Source organism: Micromonospora coerulea, assembly GCF_016598485.1.
Taxonomy (GTDB): Bacteria; Actinomycetota; Actinomycetes; order Mycobacteriales; family Micromonosporaceae; genus Micromonospora; species Micromonospora coerulea.
Window position 1 is genome coordinate 324,830 of sequence record NZ_JAEMUW010000001.1, and the last position, 15,733, is coordinate 340,562.

The 15,733-nt window shown below is 73.7% G+C and carries 15 protein-coding genes and 1 pseudogene; 8 read left to right on the forward strand and 8 right to left on the reverse strand.

The annotated features are described in order from the left end of the window. The first annotated feature begins 52 nt into the window (after positions 1–52). Positions 53–1,390, forward strand: coding sequence for a M16 family metallopeptidase (locus I8N68_RS01595; RefSeq protein ID WP_200206649.1), 1,338 nt, complete (start codon positions 53–55; stop codon positions 1,388–1,390). After that, the gene (nudC, locus tag I8N68_RS01600) at positions 1,387–2,334 is read left to right on the forward strand and encodes an NAD(+) diphosphatase (RefSeq protein WP_200206650.1); all 948 of its coding nucleotides are present in this window, start codon (positions 1,387–1,389) and stop codon (positions 2,332–2,334) included. The genes I8N68_RS01595 and nudC overlap by 4 nt, the downstream gene beginning before the upstream one ends. 198 nt (positions 2,335–2,532) lie before the next feature. On the opposite strand, the gene I8N68_RS01605 is transcribed toward nudC, so the two are convergent. From I8N68_RS01605 to I8N68_RS01620, 4 genes are all read right to left on the reverse strand, one after another. Then, the gene (locus I8N68_RS01605; RefSeq protein ID WP_200206651.1) at positions 2,533–2,802 is read right to left on the reverse strand and encodes a hypothetical protein; all 270 of its coding nucleotides are present in this window, start codon (positions 2,800–2,802) and stop codon (positions 2,533–2,535) included. Between the two features lie 218 nt (positions 2,803–3,020). Then, entirely contained in the window at positions 3,021–3,260 is a 240-nt protein-coding gene (locus tag I8N68_RS01610) for a DUF397 domain-containing protein (protein WP_200206652.1), read from the reverse strand. A 79-nt stretch (positions 3,261–3,339) separates the two neighbouring features. Beyond that, the gene (locus tag I8N68_RS01615) at positions 3,340–4,323 is read right to left on the reverse strand and encodes a helix-turn-helix domain-containing protein (protein WP_200206653.1); all 984 of its coding nucleotides are present in this window, start codon (positions 4,321–4,323) and stop codon (positions 3,340–3,342) included. 459 nt (positions 4,324–4,782) lie between these two features. Then, a complete protein-coding gene (locus I8N68_RS01620; protein WP_200206654.1) occupies positions 4,783–5,025 on the reverse strand; it encodes a mycoredoxin in 243 nt (80 codons plus the stop codon). 91 nt (positions 5,026–5,116) lie between these two features. Between I8N68_RS01620 and I8N68_RS01625 the strand changes: the two genes are divergently transcribed. The 3 genes from I8N68_RS01625 (at position 5,117) to I8N68_RS01635 (ending at position 8,158) form a co-directional block, all read left to right on the forward strand. Next, positions 5,117–7,276 (forward strand): ATP-dependent DNA helicase UvrD2, encoded by a 2,160-nt coding sequence (locus tag I8N68_RS01625; RefSeq protein ID WP_200206657.1) that lies wholly within the window; start codon positions 5,117–5,119, stop codon positions 7,274–7,276. Between the two features lie 158 nt (positions 7,277–7,434). Beyond that, the gene (locus tag I8N68_RS01630) at positions 7,435–7,662 is read left to right on the forward strand and encodes a hypothetical protein (RefSeq protein ID WP_200206967.1); all 228 of its coding nucleotides are present in this window, start codon (positions 7,435–7,437) and stop codon (positions 7,660–7,662) included. A 130-nt stretch (positions 7,663–7,792) separates the two neighbouring features. Beyond that, positions 7,793–8,158 carry a WhiB family transcriptional regulator gene (locus tag I8N68_RS01635; RefSeq protein WP_200206659.1) on the forward strand — a complete coding sequence of 122 codons (366 nt, stop codon included), beginning with the start codon at positions 7,793–7,795 and terminating at the stop codon, positions 8,156–8,158. A gap of 315 nt (positions 8,159–8,473) precedes the next feature. Here I8N68_RS01635 and I8N68_RS01640 read toward each other — a convergent pair whose 3' ends face one another. The 3 genes and pseudogenes from I8N68_RS01640 to I8N68_RS01650 all read right to left on the reverse strand — a co-directional run bounded on the left by I8N68_RS01640 (position 8,474) and on the right by I8N68_RS01650 (position 11,418). After that, on the reverse strand, positions 8,474–9,820 hold the full coding sequence (locus I8N68_RS01640) for an ABC1 kinase family protein (RefSeq protein ID WP_200206662.1): 1,347 nt from the start codon (positions 9,818–9,820) through the stop codon (positions 8,474–8,476). Positions 9,821–9,973: 153 nt separating this feature from the next. After that, positions 9,974–11,045: pseudogene (locus I8N68_RS01645) on the reverse strand (hypothetical protein); the annotation flags it as partial. A 205-nt stretch (positions 11,046–11,250) separates the two neighbouring features. After that, positions 11,251–11,418, reverse strand: coding sequence for a DUF5679 domain-containing protein (locus I8N68_RS01650; RefSeq protein WP_200206664.1), 168 nt, complete (start codon positions 11,416–11,418; stop codon positions 11,251–11,253). Positions 11,419–11,941: 523 nt separating this feature from the next. Between I8N68_RS01650 and I8N68_RS01655 the strand changes: the two genes are divergently transcribed. Both I8N68_RS01655 and I8N68_RS01660 read left to right on the forward strand, forming a co-directional pair. Then, positions 11,942–12,472 carry a M48 metallopeptidase family protein gene (locus I8N68_RS01655; protein ID WP_200206666.1) on the forward strand — a complete coding sequence of 177 codons (531 nt, stop codon included), beginning with the start codon at positions 11,942–11,944 and terminating at the stop codon, positions 12,470–12,472. 65 nt (positions 12,473–12,537) lie between these two features. Beyond that, complete coding sequence (locus I8N68_RS01660) at positions 12,538–13,155, forward strand: hypothetical protein (protein ID WP_200206668.1); 618 nt, start codon at positions 12,538–12,540, stop codon at positions 13,153–13,155. A gap of 119 nt (positions 13,156–13,274) precedes the next feature. On the opposite strand, the gene I8N68_RS01665 is transcribed toward I8N68_RS01660, so the two are convergent. Further along, positions 13,275–14,507 carry a zinc-dependent metalloprotease gene (locus I8N68_RS01665; protein ID WP_200206669.1) on the reverse strand — a complete coding sequence of 411 codons (1,233 nt, stop codon included), beginning with the start codon at positions 14,505–14,507 and terminating at the stop codon, positions 13,275–13,277. A 184-nt stretch (positions 14,508–14,691) separates the two neighbouring features. Between I8N68_RS01665 and I8N68_RS01670 the strand changes: the two genes are divergently transcribed. After that, positions 14,692–15,705: a YlbL family protein gene (locus I8N68_RS01670; protein ID WP_200206670.1), complete on the forward strand. Its 1,014-nt coding sequence runs from the start codon at positions 14,692–14,694 to the stop codon at positions 15,703–15,705. Positions 15,706–15,733: the final 28 nt, after the last annotated feature.

The window sequence follows — 15,733 nt, forward strand, 5'->3', positions numbered from 1 at the left end:
CGAGGAGCGAGCCGGGGTTGCGAGCACCGCAGTCGCGAACGGAGGAGGGTCAGTGACGGCCACCGTGGAGACCGGGACGCGGCCGCTGCCGCCGCTCGGCCCCAACCGCAAGCTGAAGCTGCCGAAGCAGGCCGAGCGCACCCTCGCCAACGGGCTCACCGTGATCGCCGTACGCCGGCCGGCGGTGCCCCTGGTCGAGCTACGGCTCTGGATGCCGTTCGGGCGGACCCACCTGGCCCGTGGCGCGATGCTCGCGGAGACCATCCTCTCCGGCACCGAGACCCACACCGCCACCCAGATCGCCGCCGAGCTGCAGAAGGTTGGCGGCGGGCTCTCCGCCGGGGTCGACCCGGACCGGCTGATGCTCTCCGGCGCCGGCCTGGTCACCGGGCTGGACCGGATGCTGGAGATCCTCGCCGACGTGCTGACCGGGGCCACCTACCCGGGCGACTGGGTCGAGACCGAGCGGGACCGGCTGGTCGACCGGATCCAGGTGGCGCAGAGCCAGCCGGCGCACCTGGCCCGCACCGCGCTGCTCAAGCGGATCTACGGCAAGCACCCGTACGCGATCCAGACCCCGGAGCCCGGCCAGGTCCGGGCGGTCCGCCCGCCGGTCCTGCGTACGCTGCACGCCGAGCGGGTGCATCCGGCCGGCGCGGTGCTGGTGCTGGTCGGCGACATGCAGCCCGAGCGCGCGCTGGACGCCGCCGAGCGGGTGCTCGCCGGCTGGAACGGCGACGGGCACACCGCCGAGCTGCCGCCCGCGCCGCCGCTGGAGCCCGGCCCGCTGCTGCTGGTCGACCGGCCCGGCTCGGTGCAGTCGTCGCTGCGGATCGCGCTGCCGGCGATCCCGCGCACCCACCCCGACCACGCCGCCCTGCAACTGGCCAACCTGGTCTTCGGTGGCTACTTCTCCTCCCGCTGGGTGGAGAACATCCGCGAGGACAAGGGCTACACCTACGGCCCGCACTCGCTGGTCGAGCACTCGGTGGCCGGGTCGGTGCTGGTCGCCGCCGCCGAGGTGGCCACCGAGGTCACCGCCCCGGCGCTGCTGGAGACGACGTACGAGCTGGGCCGGTTGGCGTCGCTGCGGGTGAAGCCGGAGGAGCTGGAGCAGGCCCGCCAGTACGCCCTCGGCACGCTCCAGCTCGGCATGTCCACCCAGGCCGGGCTCGCCTCGCTGACCAGCGCGTACGCCGGCAACGGGCTGCGCCTGGACTTCCTCGCCGAGCACGCCGCCCGGCTGGCGAAGGCCACCGTCGACGACGTCGCCGAGGTGGCGGCCCGCTACCTGGCCCCGGCGAAGGCGGTCATCGTGGTGCTGGGCGACGCCGAGCGGGTCGCCGGGCCGCTGTCGGCGCTGACCCCGGTGCGGACGGAGCCGGCGTGACCGGTGAGGCCGCCCCACCGTTGGCCCGGTCCACGCTGGACCGGGCGGCGCACCGGCGTACCGATCCGGGCTGGCTCGCCGAGGCGTGGGAGCGGGCCCGGGTGCTGGTGCTGGACTCGGCCGACGGCGGCCGCGCCCTGGTCCGCGGCGAGGGTGCCCCGCCGGAGCTGGTGCTGCTCGACTCCGGCGCGCTGCCCGAGGTGCCCCGGTCGGTGCCGATGTTCCTCGGCGTCGAGCCGGACGGCGTGCCGGTTTTCGCGGTGGACGGTCCGCTGCCGGCCGTGCCGGGCGCCCGGGCGGTCAACCTGCGCGAGGTGGGTCACCTCCTCCTCGACCGGGACGCCGGCATCTTCACCACCGCGCTGGCGCTGCTGAACTGGCACCTACGGCACGGCTACTCGTCGGCCACCGGCCACCCCACGGAGGTGGACGAGGCCGGCTGGTCGCGGGTCGACCCGGACGGTGACCGGGCCTGGCCGCGTACCGACCCGGCGATGATCGTGCTGGTGCACGACGGGGTGGACGGGCCGGAGGGGCGCTGCCTGCTCGGCAACAACGCCACCTGGCCGAGCACCCCGGGCCAGCGGCGGTTCTCCTGCCTCGCCGGCTACGTCGAGCCGGGGGAGTCGGCCGAGGCCGCCGTGCTGCGCGAGGTCCGCGAGGAGGTCGGCGTCGGGGTCGAGGAGATCGCGTACGCGGGGAGCCAGTCCTGGCCGTTCCCCGGCTCGCTGATGCTCGGCTTCCTGGCCCGCGCCGACGCCGACGACCCCGTCCGGGTCGACCCGGCGGAGATCGCCCACGCCCGCTGGTTCACCCGGCGTGAGATCGGCGCCGCACTGGCCGGGCGTCAGGTCGACGCGGGCGAGGGCACCCGGCTGGTGCTCCCGCCGCCCTCGTCGATCGCGCTCTTCCTGATCCACCGCTGGCTCGACGGCCACTGCTGACCGTCCGCCCGCAAGCCCCGCGGCGGCGCGGGGTCAGCGGCCCACGAAGGGCGGCGAGCGGGGTGGACTGGACGTGCGCCCGGCCCGGACCGTCGTTGCCGCGACGGTCACGGGCCGGGAACACGGGCCGTCGTGGTCGGCTGGGGCAAGGAACGCGGCGGGGGAGCCGGTCCGACCACGACGGACGTCCGGGACGGATCAGGTGCGGCCCCATCGGTACGCGTGCCCGGGGTCTGGCTCGGAGATGGGCAGTACCTTGACCCGTTGCCGGCCGGAGCGGACCGCGCCGACCGTGGCGAGGGCCCGGGCCAGCAGCAGCGCGGCGTCCCGGTCCTCGGCGTGTACGACCTGGCGGCGGGGTTCCGGCGTGGTCGTCTCGTCCCGCAGCCGGCCACCGTCGGCCCAGGCGGCCGCGATGTCGATGTCGGCGGCGGTGCGGATGTCGGTGCGAACGATAAGGAACCGCATGGGTGTCCCCCGGACGGATCGCGACGGACGAGTACGCGCTGGAACTTTCACGTCACTCTCTCGTCATGTTACGCCCGGCGGTCGTCCCAGCAAGTGAAACCCGACGATCCGCGGAGCGCGTAGACCGATCGGGGAACCCCTGCTCAGGACGGTTGTCGGGGGTGGACACGCGAGAGGGGCCGCCGGCCTCAGCCGACGGCCCCCGGGTCCTCGCCGGATCAGTTCAGATCGAACTGCCCGTTTTTCGCGCCGGCGATGAAGCCCAGCCAGCCGGCCCGGTTGAACAGCAGCACCGGGCCACCCCGGTCCTTGCTGTCGCGCAGCGCGACGGCGGCGGGCCCGGTCCGCAGCGGGGCGACCTCGACGCAGTTGGAGGTCTGGCTGCGGCTGCTGGTGCGCCACGGCGCGCCGGCGAGCTGCTGGGCGAGCCCGGCGGGGCTGTTGCGGATCTCGTTCATGGTCCTGCTCCTGCTCTGGAGTGCTCCGATGGGGGCGAGTGGCGCCGCAGGCCGGACGGGCCCGGCCCCTCGTGGGGTGTCACCGGTCCGTCGTCAGGCGCCCCGTGCCCCGGCGGCGCTGGACCGGCGCCGTTGCCGGGCTGGACGCCACTGTGGACTCGGGAGCCGTTTCGGTCAGCCGTCCCGTCGCCTCGATGAGCCAGGAGAGGGTGTCCGATGCGGAGAGCGCCGCCGAGCATAGCCACTCGAACGCCACTTTATAGCGATTTAGGGCGTTTGGCTCGGTTGACATGACGTCGGTGAAGCCACCTTCTATGGCGAGCGTCTCCGGGTCGAGCGGATCGGCGAACCGGTAGACCGAGAAGGCGGTCGGCGGCAGGTACCAGTCGGCGATCCGGGTGTCCCGCAGCAGCAGGTGCAGCGTCACGTTCGGCAGCATGGCCAGCTCGCAGAGGTGGACGATCTGCTCGTGCAGCACCTCGGGCGGGCCGGCCCGCCGGCCGAGGGCGGCGTCCTCCAGGACGGCGGTGTAGCGCGGCGCGTCGGGGGAGCGGGTCAGCAGCGACTGCCGGGACTGTCGGGCGCGTACCTCGGTCTCCGGGTCGTCGCCGGTCTCCGGGTCGCCGGCCTCCTCGGCGACCTGGGCCGCGGAGATGATCCGGTGCCGGGCGTAGCCCGGGGTCTGCAACAGCCCGGGCACCATCACCGGGTTGTACTCGAAGATCTCCGCGCAGCCCGCCTCCAGCTCGGCGAAGCCGCGCTGCTGCTGGGTCATCACCGGGAAGTTGCGCAGCCAACCACGCATGTCGCCGGCCTCCAGCGTGATTCCCAGCAACTCCTCGTGCAGCTCGTCGTCGGCCTCGTAGAGGACGAGCAGGTCCCGGACGTCGTCCGGGTCCGGTCGGCTGCGGCCGTTCTCCAGGCGGGACAACTTGGACGCGGAGGCCCAGCCGATCCGCTCGATGACCTGGTCCCCGGTGAGACCAGCCGCCTCGCGCAACCGGCGCAGCTCGGTGCCGAGCCTGCGCCGGCGCAGGATCGGGCTCGGTACGGCAGGAGGCACGATGTCCTCTTCTCCGTCGACCGCCGCAGGAGGCGACGGTAACTGTATGAAATTCGCCCCCCACGGTCAGTATGGACGGCGTGAACGGTGCCGGAGGTTCCGGCGAGGGCGTGTCTCGCGACAAAAAGAGCACCGTGGAGAGGTGCCGGCCGCCCGACGACGGCGTCCCGGCGGCACCGCCCCGACGCGCCCGCCCGGGCGCCGCCCGGCCGGAGGGAACCCCATGCGCACCGTCCCGCGCCGCCCCGACTTCCGCCGGCGGCTACCTCTGGCACGGCCGCCGCCTGACCCCACCCCCCGGCCCCACCCGGGCCAGCGCACGCCCACCCGCACCCCCGCGTGCCGCCCGCATCCCGTCCCCCCGCCTCCCGACAGACCCCGCTCTCAGGAGACGAAAAGAGCGGCCGGCCCCCGGAGGGGCGGCCGCTCTTTTCGTGAGGGGGTGCTGGGGTGCTGGGGTCAGACGTTCAGGCCGGCGAGGTGCTGCTTGACCTGGATGATCGAGGGGTTGGTGAGGGCGCTGCCATCGGCGAAGCGCAGGGTCGGGACGGTCTGGTTGCCGCCGTTGACCTTCATCACGAACTCCGCGGCCGTCGGGTCCTGCTCGATGTCGACCACCTCGTACCCGATGCCCTCCCGGTCGAGCTGCGACTTCAGCCGGTGGCAGTAGCCGCACCACGAGGTCGAATACATCGTCAGCATGGTCAGGTCCTCCAAGGGATGGCTCGGGCCCGGTCAGATCAGGCCAGGCTAATCGCTGCAACATCGCCGACGGCTGGAATGATTCCTGGCTGTGGTGGTTCACTCAGCGGCGGAGCGGGTGCTGGCCGGCCTCGACCCGGAGCAGCGGTCCGCGGTGACCGCCCCGGCCGGGCCGGTCTGCATCCTGGCCGGTGCCGGCACGGGCAAAACCCGCGCGGTGACCTCCCGGATCGCCCACCGCGCGCTCACCGGGGAGATCTCGGCCCGGCACGTGCTGGCGGTCACCTTCACCGCCCGGGCCGCCGCCGAGATGCGGGCCCGGCTCACCGCGCTCGGCGTGGCCGGCGTGCAGGCGCGCACCTTCCACGCCGCGGCGCTGCGCCAGGTGCGTTACTTCGCCCCCCGCCTGCTGGCCGGGCGGGCCATGCCGGAGCTGCTGGACAGCAAGGTGCGGGTGGTCACCCTGGCCGCCGCCAAGGTGGGCCTGCGCACCGACCGGGCCGCCGCCCGGGACCTCGCCGGCGAGATCGAGTGGGCCAAGTCGTCCCTGATCGAGCCGGGGGAGTACGTGGTCGCCGCGGCCAAGGCGCTGCGGGACACCCCGCACGAGCCGGCCAAGGTGGCCGAGGTCTTCGCCGCGTACGAGAGGCTCAAGCGCGGCAACGGCGTGATCGACTTCGAGGACATGCTGCGCGCCGCGGTGTGGGGGATCGAGGAGCATCCGGACGTCGCCGAGCAGGTACGCGGCCAGTACCGGCACTTCGTCGTCGACGAGTACCAGGACGTCAACCCGCTCCAGCAGCGGCTGCTGGCGGCCTGGCTCGGCGGCCGGGACGACCTCACCGTGGTCGGCGACGCCAGCCAGACCATCTACTCGTTCACCGGGGCCACCTCGTCGTACCTGGTCGACTTCCCGCGCCAGCACCGGGGCGCGACCGTGGTCCGGCTGGTCCGCGACTACCGCTCCACCCCGCAGGTGGTCGGCCTGGCCAACGCGGTGATCTCGCAGGCCCGGGGGGCCGAGGCCCGGCTCCGGCTGGAACTGGTCGGGCAGCGTCCGCCCGGCCCCGAGCCGGAGCTGCGGATCTTCACCGACGAGCCGGCCGAGGCGTCGGCGGTCGCGGCCCGCTGCCGGGCGCTGGTCGACGGCGGTACCCCGGCCCGGGAGATCGCCGTGCTGTTCCGCACCAACGCCCAGTCGGAGGCGTACGAGAAGGCGCTCACCGAGGCCGAGGTGCCGTACGTGGTGCAGGGCGCCGAGCGCTTCTTCGAGCGGACCGAGGTACGTCAGGCGATGGTCGCGCTGCGCGCCGCCACCCGCTCGATCCCGGGGGAGACCCCGCTGCCGGTCGCCGTGACGGAGGGTCTCGCCGCGGTCGGCTGGGCGCCGGACGCGGCACCGGCCGGCGGCGCCGCCCGGGAACGCTGGGAGGCGCTCGCCGCCCTGGTCCAACTCGCCGAGGAGTACGCCGCGACGCCGGAGGTGCTGCCGGTCGGCGAGGCCGCCGCGGTGGAGCGGCCGGTGACGTTGAGCGACTTCAACGACGAACTGGCCCGCCGGGCCGCCCAGCAGCACGTGCCCACCGTCGACGGGGTAACCCTGGCCTCGCTGCACTCCGCCAAGGGCCTGGAGTGGGACGCGGTCTTCCTGGTCGGCCTCGCCGAGGGCACCCTGCCCACCACGTACGCGAAGACCCCCGAGCAGGTCGAGGAGGAGCGGCGGCTGCTCTACGTCGGGATCACCCGGGCCCGGGAGTGGCTCTGGCTGTCGTACGCCACGGCACGCTCGCCCGGCGGCCGGGCCCGGCGGCCGTCCCGCTTCCTGCCGCAGCTCGACCGCTCGGGTGGCGCCGAGCGGGCCGGCACCGGCGCGGCCCGGCGGACCGAGCGGCGGCGGACCCAGGTCGTCTCCTGCCGGATCTGCGGCGCGACCCTGCTCGCCGGGGCGGACCGCAAGCTGGGCCGCTGCCCGACCTGCCCGTCGGACATCGACGAGGAGCTCTACCAGCGGCTGCACGAGTGGCGGCGGCGGGTGGCCGGCGCGCAGAAGGTCCCGGCGTACGTGGTCTTCACCGACGCCACGCTGACCGCGCTGGCCGAGCGGCAGCCGGGCCGGGTCGAGGAGCTGATCGCGATCGCCGGCATCGGTCCCCGCAAGCTGGGCCTTTACGGCGAGACCGTGCTCGCCCTCGTAGGGGGCGCGGCGGTCGACGATGTCTGCCCGGAGAAAACTTTCAAAATCGAGTCGTAAATTCGTTTGCCCTCGCCCCGGGGCGAGGAATAGCCTCAGGACACACCTCGCGAGCGGCGCTATTTCGGCTGCTCACGGGGGTTGGGTCCATGGTCGGTACGAGGAACGTGAGGGAGGTGGCACCCGTGGAGATCTTCACCTATGAGCGTCTGGCGGCGATGCCAGCTGCCTGCGCTCCGCACTCGGCCGTCCGGGTGGCCCTTGGCGCTGCGCGACCGTCGGTTCCGCAGGTGCACCAGGTCCAGGTTCAGGCCGAGCTGACCCTGACCGTCGCGCCCACCGGAATCCGGATCCAGGGGACCAGTGGCTTCACGGGCAAGGGCATCGATGGCGCCAAGAAGCGCATGGATGTCCGCGGCGTTCCACCTCGAGGTAGACCGGTCTGATCACAGACCACCGGCTCACCTCGAGGCCGCGGAACCCGTACACCGGGATCCGCGGCCTCAGTTTTTTGCCCCGCCGAAGTACGTCGGAATTGCGATCCACGAGATCGAAGTGAGAGAGAGGTGACCGGGCATGAGTCTGGCGTTGGCCCCACTCGACGTGAGCGTCGAGGTGGAGGCGAACCTGCCCTGCCGGAAGTTCGACCCCGACCTGTGGTTCTCCGACTCGCCTGCCGAGCTCGAGCTGGCCAAGTCGCTCTGCGGGGACTGCCCGCTGCGCGTCGAGTGCCTCGCCGGTGCGGTGGAGCGGGCCGAGCCCTGGGGCGTCTGGGGCGGCGAGATCTTCGAGCGTGGCGCGGTCGTCCCGCGTAAGCGGCCCCGTGGCCGTCCGCGCAAGGAGGACCTCGCCCGTGACGCCGCACTGCGGGTCGAGGCCGAGGCGCGACTGGCGGCCAGTGGGCTGTCCGACTCGCGGAACACGGTCCGGCTGGCAGCCTGACAATGCACCCGATCCGTACCCAGGCCGGCCGAAAGCCGGTTGTCAGCCGGTTGTCAGAGAGATGAATCAGATGCTGCTGTACGTACCCACTGGAGCCGTCGAAATGCAACTACTCCACGAAGCGTTGTCCCGGGCCCGAATGCCCCGGCCTCAGGCCGGTCGCACCACCACGAGCACTGAGGCAACCCGTTCCGCCCGTACCGTCGCGATGAGCAGCCGCAACCAGTCGGCTCGCGACCTGGGCGTTCTCTAGTCCGTTCGGATACGCGGGGGCGGTGGCCGGAACTCCGGCCACCGCCCCGCGGCGTCTCCCGGTCAGGCGACCGGGGCGAAACCGGGCAGCCAGCGCTCCAGGATCGCCCGGTACGGCGCCTTCGCCTCCAACTGGCAGAGCACCCCGATCGAGCCGAGCGTCACGCGGTGGATCATCAGGTACGACGGCGGCAGGTTGAGCTGCCGGCTGAGCTGGAAGGTGGGCGATCGAGGGCTGGCCAACCGGGTCGCCTCGCCCCGCAGCCAGGCCCGGGTGAACCGGAACTCCTCGGCGGCGATGGGCTCCAGCATCGGACGGAGGAAGTCGAGCACCGCCTCGGCATCGATCGACTCGGTGGGGCTGACGAAGCCCTCCTCGCGCAGGCCGGCCACCACCGCTTCCGCGTCGCCCCGGAGCGCCAGCGCGGCGATCCGGCCGATCGGCTCGGGGGTGCCGCCGGGCATCCGGGCCACCGCGCCGAAGTCGATCACGCCGAGCCGGCCGTCCGGCAGCAGCCGGAAGTTGCCCGGGTGCGGGTCGGCGTGCAGCAGTCCGGCCCGCATCGGGGCCGACAGGTGCAGGACGGCCATGAGCCGACCCGCCTCGTCGCGTTGCTCCTCGGTGCCCTCGCGGATGATCGCCGAGAGCGGCGTCCCTTCGATCCACTCGGTGATCAGTACCCGGGGCGAGGAGTCGAGCACCTCGGGGATGAAGATCTCCGGGTCGTCCGCGTACGCCGTCGCGAAGGCGCGCTGCGATTCGGCCTCTAGCTCGTAGTCCAGCTCCTCGGTGATCCGCTCGCGCAGCTCCACCAGGAGCGGCTTGACGTCCAGCCCGGGCTGGATCGCCCGGAACATCCCACCCAGCCGGGAGAGCTGCTTGAGGTCGGCGAGCAGGGCGTCCCCGGCACCCGGGTACTGGATCTTCACCGCGACGTCCCGGTGCTTCGGGCCGCCGGCCGGTCCGTACCCGGGATCCCGCCAGACCGCGCGGTGGACCTGGCCGATGCTGGCCGCCGCGGCGGGGGTGTCGTCGAACTCCACGAAGCGGTCCCGCCAGTCCGGGCCGAGTTGCTCGGCGAGCACCTTGTGCACGGTCGCCGCGGGCAGCGGCGGGGCGGCCTCCTGGAGCTTGGTGAGCGCCTGCCGGTAGGGCGCGGCGATCTCCTCCGGCAGGGCCGCCTCGAAGACCGACAGCGCCTGACCGAACTTCATCGCCCCGCCCTTGAGCTGGCCCAGCACGCTGAACAGCTGCTCCGCGGTGCGCTGCTGGATCTCCGCGGAGATGACGTCGGACGCGAGCCCGGTGACCCGCTTGCCCATCCCGAGGACGGTCCGGCCGGCGAAGCCGAGCGGCAGGGCGGCGAGCTTGGCGGTCCGGGACACGGCCCGGCGCGGGATGTCGGTCACCCGGTCATTGTTACCGACTCGGGGGGCCCGCTGCTGCTACGAAGCCGGGAGCCGGTCGGCTCGAACCGGATCCCGCGGCCTTCCGGGCATCCTCGGGACGACTGTGCGGACGCGCGGACCGGATTCGACCGCCGCCCGGGCACCCGCGGGACCGGTGCGGGGAGGCCGTGACCGGATTCGGCGGCTCCCCGAGCACCCGCAGGACGGGTGCGGGGACCAGACCCGGCGGCGGAACCGGCCGGCCCCACCAACCTCGACCGCGCAGCCGAGCGTCTCCGGGGTGCCGCCGTCGAGGTGGGCCAGCACCTCCGCCGCCGCGTACGCCACCGCCGCGAGCAGGGTGGTCGCGGCGCAGGTCTGGTCGGCGTCGTCGGCGGCGAGTTGGGCGGCGAGCGCCGGCCAGTCCGGATCCCGCTCGACCCGATGGCGGTCGAGGCAGTTCAGGCAGGGACCGACCGGCGGCCGGACGAGCGGGCCGACCACCGGCACCCCGCCGCGCAGGCCGAGCAGCAGGTGGGGCTGGCGGCGCTGGGCGTACCGAGCGGCGAGCACGGCGGCGGGCCGGTCCGGGCCGAGCTGGACGACCAGGTCGATCCGGCCCCGCCGCAGGGGCCCGGTCTCGGTGCCGGGCGCGGAGCGCGCCAACTGGTCCCGGAGCGCCGCGGCCAGCGGCCGGCCCACCTCCGCCGCGGTCAGACCGGTGCCGACCAGGTCGAGCGGGCGGACCGGGCCCGCCAGGTCGGGATCCAGGTGGCCGACGCCGGCCTGGGCCAGCGCGACGGTGAGCGCCGCCGAGCCGGCCGCCGCCGGTGACCAGCACCCGCGCGTTCCGCCGGCGGCGCAGCACCTGCGCGGGCGTGCCGGGCAGCCCGGGCGCGGCCAGGGCCAGCGCCCCGGCCTCCGCGGTGAGCCGGGCCCGGGCCGGCCCGGCGAGGTCGCGGGGAAGCAGGGTGTGCGCCGGTACGACCAGCCCGGCGGCGTGCAGCGTGTCGAGCAGGACGCGAGCCTCGTCGGGCGGCACGTCCGCCGTCGTCGCGTACGCGAGCACGTCGCGTTCGCTGCGGGTGCCGTCCAACAGGTCGAGCAGCCGGGCGGCGCGGGGGTTGGCCACCTCCACCAGGACGGCTCGGCCCGGCTCCACCCCGAGCTGCAGGGTGTGCCGGTCCCGCCAGAGGCGGGTCAGCCCGGGCAACAGGGTGGGACGGGGTAGGGGCGGGACGGTCATGACACGCATGGTGACCGGGTCCGTGCCCTCCGTCGATCGTTGTCCACAGGTGCGCCGGCCGCTGCCCAGGGTTGTCCACAGCGAAAGGCCGGTTGTCCACAACCGGCGGGTAGCCGTGTCGGCCAGCCGACAGTTGCTTCTCCACCGGGACGCGAAACGGGGGAGGGGTGGCCGTCGGCCACCCCTCCCCCGGAACCCGTACGGGTCAGACCTTCGCCTTGCCGAGAATGCGGTTCACTGTTGTCCCGCACACCGGGCACTTGCCCTTGGCCATGTTCATGCCGGTCTTCGAAACCTCGATGTGCCCCTCGAAGTCCCGCTTCTCCTTGCACTTGACGCAGTAACCGTTGTAGGTCTGGGCCTGCTCGGCCACGGTAGCCTCCTCGTCTCGTCCGCCGGACACGCCGTCCCAGCGGGTTCCCGGCGGCGGGCCACGGCGGGCGCCGGCGCTGGGTCGTTCTCCGCGGCCACGCTCATGACCGCTGGTTGGCGGACCCTACCCAGGTACGGGCAGTTCCATGTCAGATGTGCATCGACACTGTGAGGAAGTCGACGTCGAGAGTGTGCATGCCGAATTACGTCGGATAAGTCAGTTTGGCGGGGACACGCCGGGTGAATGCCCACAGATCCCCCTTCTGGCGGCCCTCGCGCGGCGCTTCACCGGCTGATCACCTAACGTGGGCGGGACCGGCGGTGATGCGCCCCGGCCCCGCACTCGGCCACCACGAAGGGTGACCGGAGGCTCCCGGACGACCCCCGCAAAGAAATTTTTCAGGACGCCTGGCGACCAACCACCATTTTCCGGGCGCGTGTCGCCGTGTTGACTCTTGCGGACCCCTGGTCAGTACGCATTAGCTTTCCTTCGTGACAGTCATCCGAGGCTGCGCGGACCGATGATGGCCGGGACGCGGAAGCCCGTCGTCGAGGTACGGCGCAGTCAGCGCCGGCGACGCACGGTGTCCGCGTACCGCGACGGTGAGCGCGTCGTGGTGCTGATCCCGGACCAGTTCTCCCGCGCCGAGGAGAGCGAGTGGGTCGACCGGATGTTGGCCCGGCTCGCCGCCCGCGAGGGGCGGTTGGCCCGCTCCGACGCGGAGCTGCTCGCCCGGGCCGCCCGGCTGGTCGACCTCTACCTTCCCGACCAGCGCGCCGAGACCGCCGCGGCCAGCGTCCGCTGGGTCACCAACCAGAACGGCCGCTGGGGCTCCTGCACCCCGGTCGACCGGACCATCCGCATCTCCCACCGCATCCAGGACATGCCGGACTGGGTGATCGACTACGTGCTCCTGCACGAGCTGGTACACCTGATCGTGCCCAGCCACAACGCCCGGTTCTGGGGCCTGGTCGGCCGCTACCCGAGGGCCGAACGCGCTCGCGGCTACCTGGAGGGCGTCGCGGCCGCCTCCGGCGTCCCGCTCTCCGACTGAACCACTCCGTCTGGCCCGGCGGGCGCGGTCGGGCGGGGAGTGGAGGGCCGGGCTAGGGTCGGGGCGTGGCCCGACGCGTGGTGGTGGCGTTGCTCGGCCCGGTGGTCTGGACGCCGCCGGGCATCGACCCGACCCGGTGGCGCACCGCCCTCGCCGAGGACGTGGTGGACCTGCTCGCCACGCTGAACGAGGTGGAGACCGCGGTCGCGGTGACGCCGGGCGACCGGGGGCTGGCCGACGCGGTGGTCTGGCCCGACATGGCCGTGTACGAGGTGCCGGCGCCGACCGTCAACGCGGTGTTCGCCGCGCTGGCCGCCGACGAAGGGACGGGGTACGACCAGGCCGCCGTGGTGGCCGCCGACGCGCCCGACGTACCCGGCCTGACCCTCGGCAAGCTGCTGCGCCCGCTCACCAGTCGGCCGGTCGCGGTCGCCCCGGTCGAGGGCACCGGGCCCGGGCTGCTCGGGGTCGCGGCGCGGCTACCCGCGCCGGAGTGGTTGCCGCCGGTGGACCTGGACACGGCCGTACCCGCGGACGTGAGGGCCGGCGCGCCGCGCCCGGGCGACGTCGCGGTGACCGCCGGCTGGCGACGGCTACGCGGGCCGGCCGACCTGGCCACGCTCGACCCGGCGTTCGAGGGTTGGGAGGCAACCCGCGCCCTGCTCTCCGGCCACCCCGCCTGACCTGCCGTTCGCGACGGCCCGGCACGCGCTCGGACGCCGGCCGGACCCCGACGGCCCCTGCGACGGATGCCCCCGCCGGCGCCGGGTGCCCCCACGCGGTGGGAGCACCCGGCCGGCGGTCAGGACTTGTCGGTGTCGTCGCCCTCGTCGGAGCGGGGCGGGGTGTCCCCGCCCGGCGCCTTCTCCTGCGGGCCACCGGGCGCGCTGAAGTCGAAGGAGGCCAGCTCGTCGTCGAGGTCGAGCCCGCCGGCGGCGAAGGCCACCGGGTCGGCGAAGTCGTCGTCCGAGGGAAGCAGGTCCGGGTGGCCCCAGACCGCGTCCCGGCCGGCGATGCCCCGGTGCTCGGTGAGCGCCGCCCAGAGCACGGACGCCTCGCGCAGCCGGCGCGGCCGCAGCTCCAGGCCGACCAGGGCGGCGAAGGTCTGCTCGGCCGGCCCGCCGGCGGCCCGGCGGCGCCGGAACGCCTCGCCGAGGCGGACGACGTTGGGCAGCCGCTCGCCGGCGGCGCTGTCCACCACGTGGCAGACCCAGCCCTCGACCAACGCCAGCACCGTCTCGAGACGGGCCAGGGAGGCCTTCTGCGCCGGGGTGTCCTCCGGGGTGAAGATCCCCTCCAGGGCGATCGCCTGCATCGACTCCGGGTCGGTCGGGTCGACCCGGCCCATCGCCTCCTCGATCGCCTCCCGGTTGACCCGGATGCCCGCCGCGTAGTTCTCCACGGCGGCGAGGACGTGCCCGCGCAGCCACGGGACGTGCTGGAAGAGCCGCTGGTGGGCCGCCTCGCGCAGGGCGACGTAGAGGCGTACCTCGTCCTCGGGCAGCTCCAGGCCCTCGCCGTACGCCCGGATGTTGGCCGGGACGAGCGCGGCCGTGCCGGCCGGGCCGAGCGGCAGGCCGATGTCGCCGGCCGAGAGCACCTCGGCGGCGAGTGAGCCGAGCGCCTGGCCGAGCTGGCCGCCGAAGAGGGCCCCGCCCAGCGTGGCGACCATCGACTGCATCGGGCCGAGCTGGGCCCGGGCCTCCGGCGGCACCAGGTCGCCCATCGCGCCGACCATCCGGCTGGCCACCGGGTCGCACAGCTTGCGCCACACGTCGAGGGTCTTGAAGATCCACTCGTTGCGGTTCCAGGCGACCGACGTCCGGATGCCGGTGGGCCACGAGGTGGCCGGCTCCAGCCAGAGGTCGGCGATGCGCAGCGACTCCTCCACCGCGTTGCGCTCGAACGGCGAGACCGCCGGGTCGCCCGCGGCGGCGAGCTGGCTGGCGGCCACCTGCCGGGCGAGGTCCCAGTTCACCGGCCCGCTGCCCGGCGCCGAGAGCAGGTGCTGCAACTGCGACATGAACTGCTGCATCTGCGCGGGATCGTTGGGGTCTGGTGGTTGCCCACCCGGGAGCGCGAATCCGAACGGAATATCAGGCACGACATCTACGGTACGCGTGCCCCGCCCCAGGTCGCCGCCGCTGGCGTTGCGCTGAGGGCGAAGTCCCGCGGTCACCGCGCCGGACGCCGCCCGGCCGATCGGTACGCTCTGGCCCATGAGACGTCGCGGCGTGACCGTCCTTCTCGGTGCCCTGCTCACCGCCCTGCTCAGCGTCGGCGTGCTGACCGTGCCCATCCCGTACGTGGTGCTGGGGCCCGGCCCGACGGTCAACACCCTCGGCACCTCGGACGGCAAGGAGGTCATCCAGGTCACCGGGCGGGCGACGTCCACCTCCGCCGGGCAACTGCGACTCACCACGGTCGGCGTGCAGCCGACGGTCAAGCTCCGCTCGGCGCTGGCCGGCTGGTTCTCCTCCGACGAGGCGGTGGTGCCGCGCGAGCTGGTCTACCCGCCGGGCGAGTCGCAGGAGGAGGTCGAGAAGCGCAACGCCGAGGACTTCCAGAACTCGCAGACCAGCGCGGAGACCGCGGCGCTGCGCGAGCTGGGCTACCCGACCCAGGTGCTGGTGAAGGCGGTCACCGCCGGCGGTCCGTCGGCCGACGTGCTCAAGGCCGGCGACGTGCTCACCTCGGTCGACGGCCGGCAGGTGACCAGCGCCGGCAAGCTCACCGAGCTGATCCGGTCCAAGCCGGCCGGCACCGCGCTGAAGATCGGTTACACCCGAGCGGGCGTCGCCGACACCGCCACCGTGACCAGCCGGGAGCAGGACGGCCGGCCGCGGATCGGGATCGAGATCGACCAGCAGCAGCCGCACCCGTTCACCCTCAAGATCGACCTGGGCGACATCGGCGGGCCGAGCGCCGGGCTGATGTTCGCCCTGGGCATCGTCGACAAGCTGCAACCGGCCGACCTGACCGGCGGGAAGGTCATCGCCGGCACCGGCACCATCGACGACGAGGGCCGGGTCGGCCCGATCGGTGGCATTCCCCAGAAGCTGGTCGGCGCCAAGGAGGCGGGCGCGAAGGTCTTCCTGGTGCCGGCCGACAACTGCGCCGAGGCGGTCCGCAACCCGCAGCCGGACCTGCCGCTGCTCCGGGTGGCGTCGCTGGACGACGCGTTGACGGCCCTGGAGACGCTGCGCGCCGGAGGGCAGCCGACCCGCTGCTGATCCGCGGCTCACCGGACCGCCCGACGAT

Bases quoted from the DNA above. Each gene is read 5' to 3' on its own strand.
- I8N68_RS01605 (WP_200206651.1), bottom strand. From the start codon at position 2,802: ATGCGGTTCCTTATCGTTCGCACCGACATCCGCACCGCCGCCGACATC.
- I8N68_RS01610 (WP_200206652.1), bottom strand. From the start codon at position 3,260: ATGAACGAGATCCGCAACAGCCCCGCCGGGCTCGCCCAGCAGCTCGCC.
- I8N68_RS01665 (WP_200206669.1), bottom strand. From the start codon at position 14,507: ATGCAGCAGTTCATGTCGCAGTTGCAGCACCTGCTCTCGGCGCCGGGC.
- I8N68_RS01655 (WP_200206666.1), top strand. From the start codon at position 11,942: ATGGCCGGGACGCGGAAGCCCGTCGTCGAGGTACGGCGCAGTCAGCGC.
- I8N68_RS01630 (WP_200206967.1), top strand. From the start codon at position 7,435: ATGCCAGCTGCCTGCGCTCCGCACTCGGCCGTCCGGGTGGCCCTTGGC.
- I8N68_RS01620 (WP_200206654.1), bottom strand. From the start codon at position 5,025: ATGCTGACGATGTATTCGACCTCGTGGTGCGGCTACTGCCACCGGCTG.
- I8N68_RS01635 (WP_200206659.1), top strand. From the start codon at position 7,793: ATGAGTCTGGCGTTGGCCCCACTCGACGTGAGCGTCGAGGTGGAGGCG.
- I8N68_RS01670 (WP_200206670.1), top strand. From the start codon at position 14,692: ATGAGACGTCGCGGCGTGACCGTCCTTCTCGGTGCCCTGCTCACCGCC.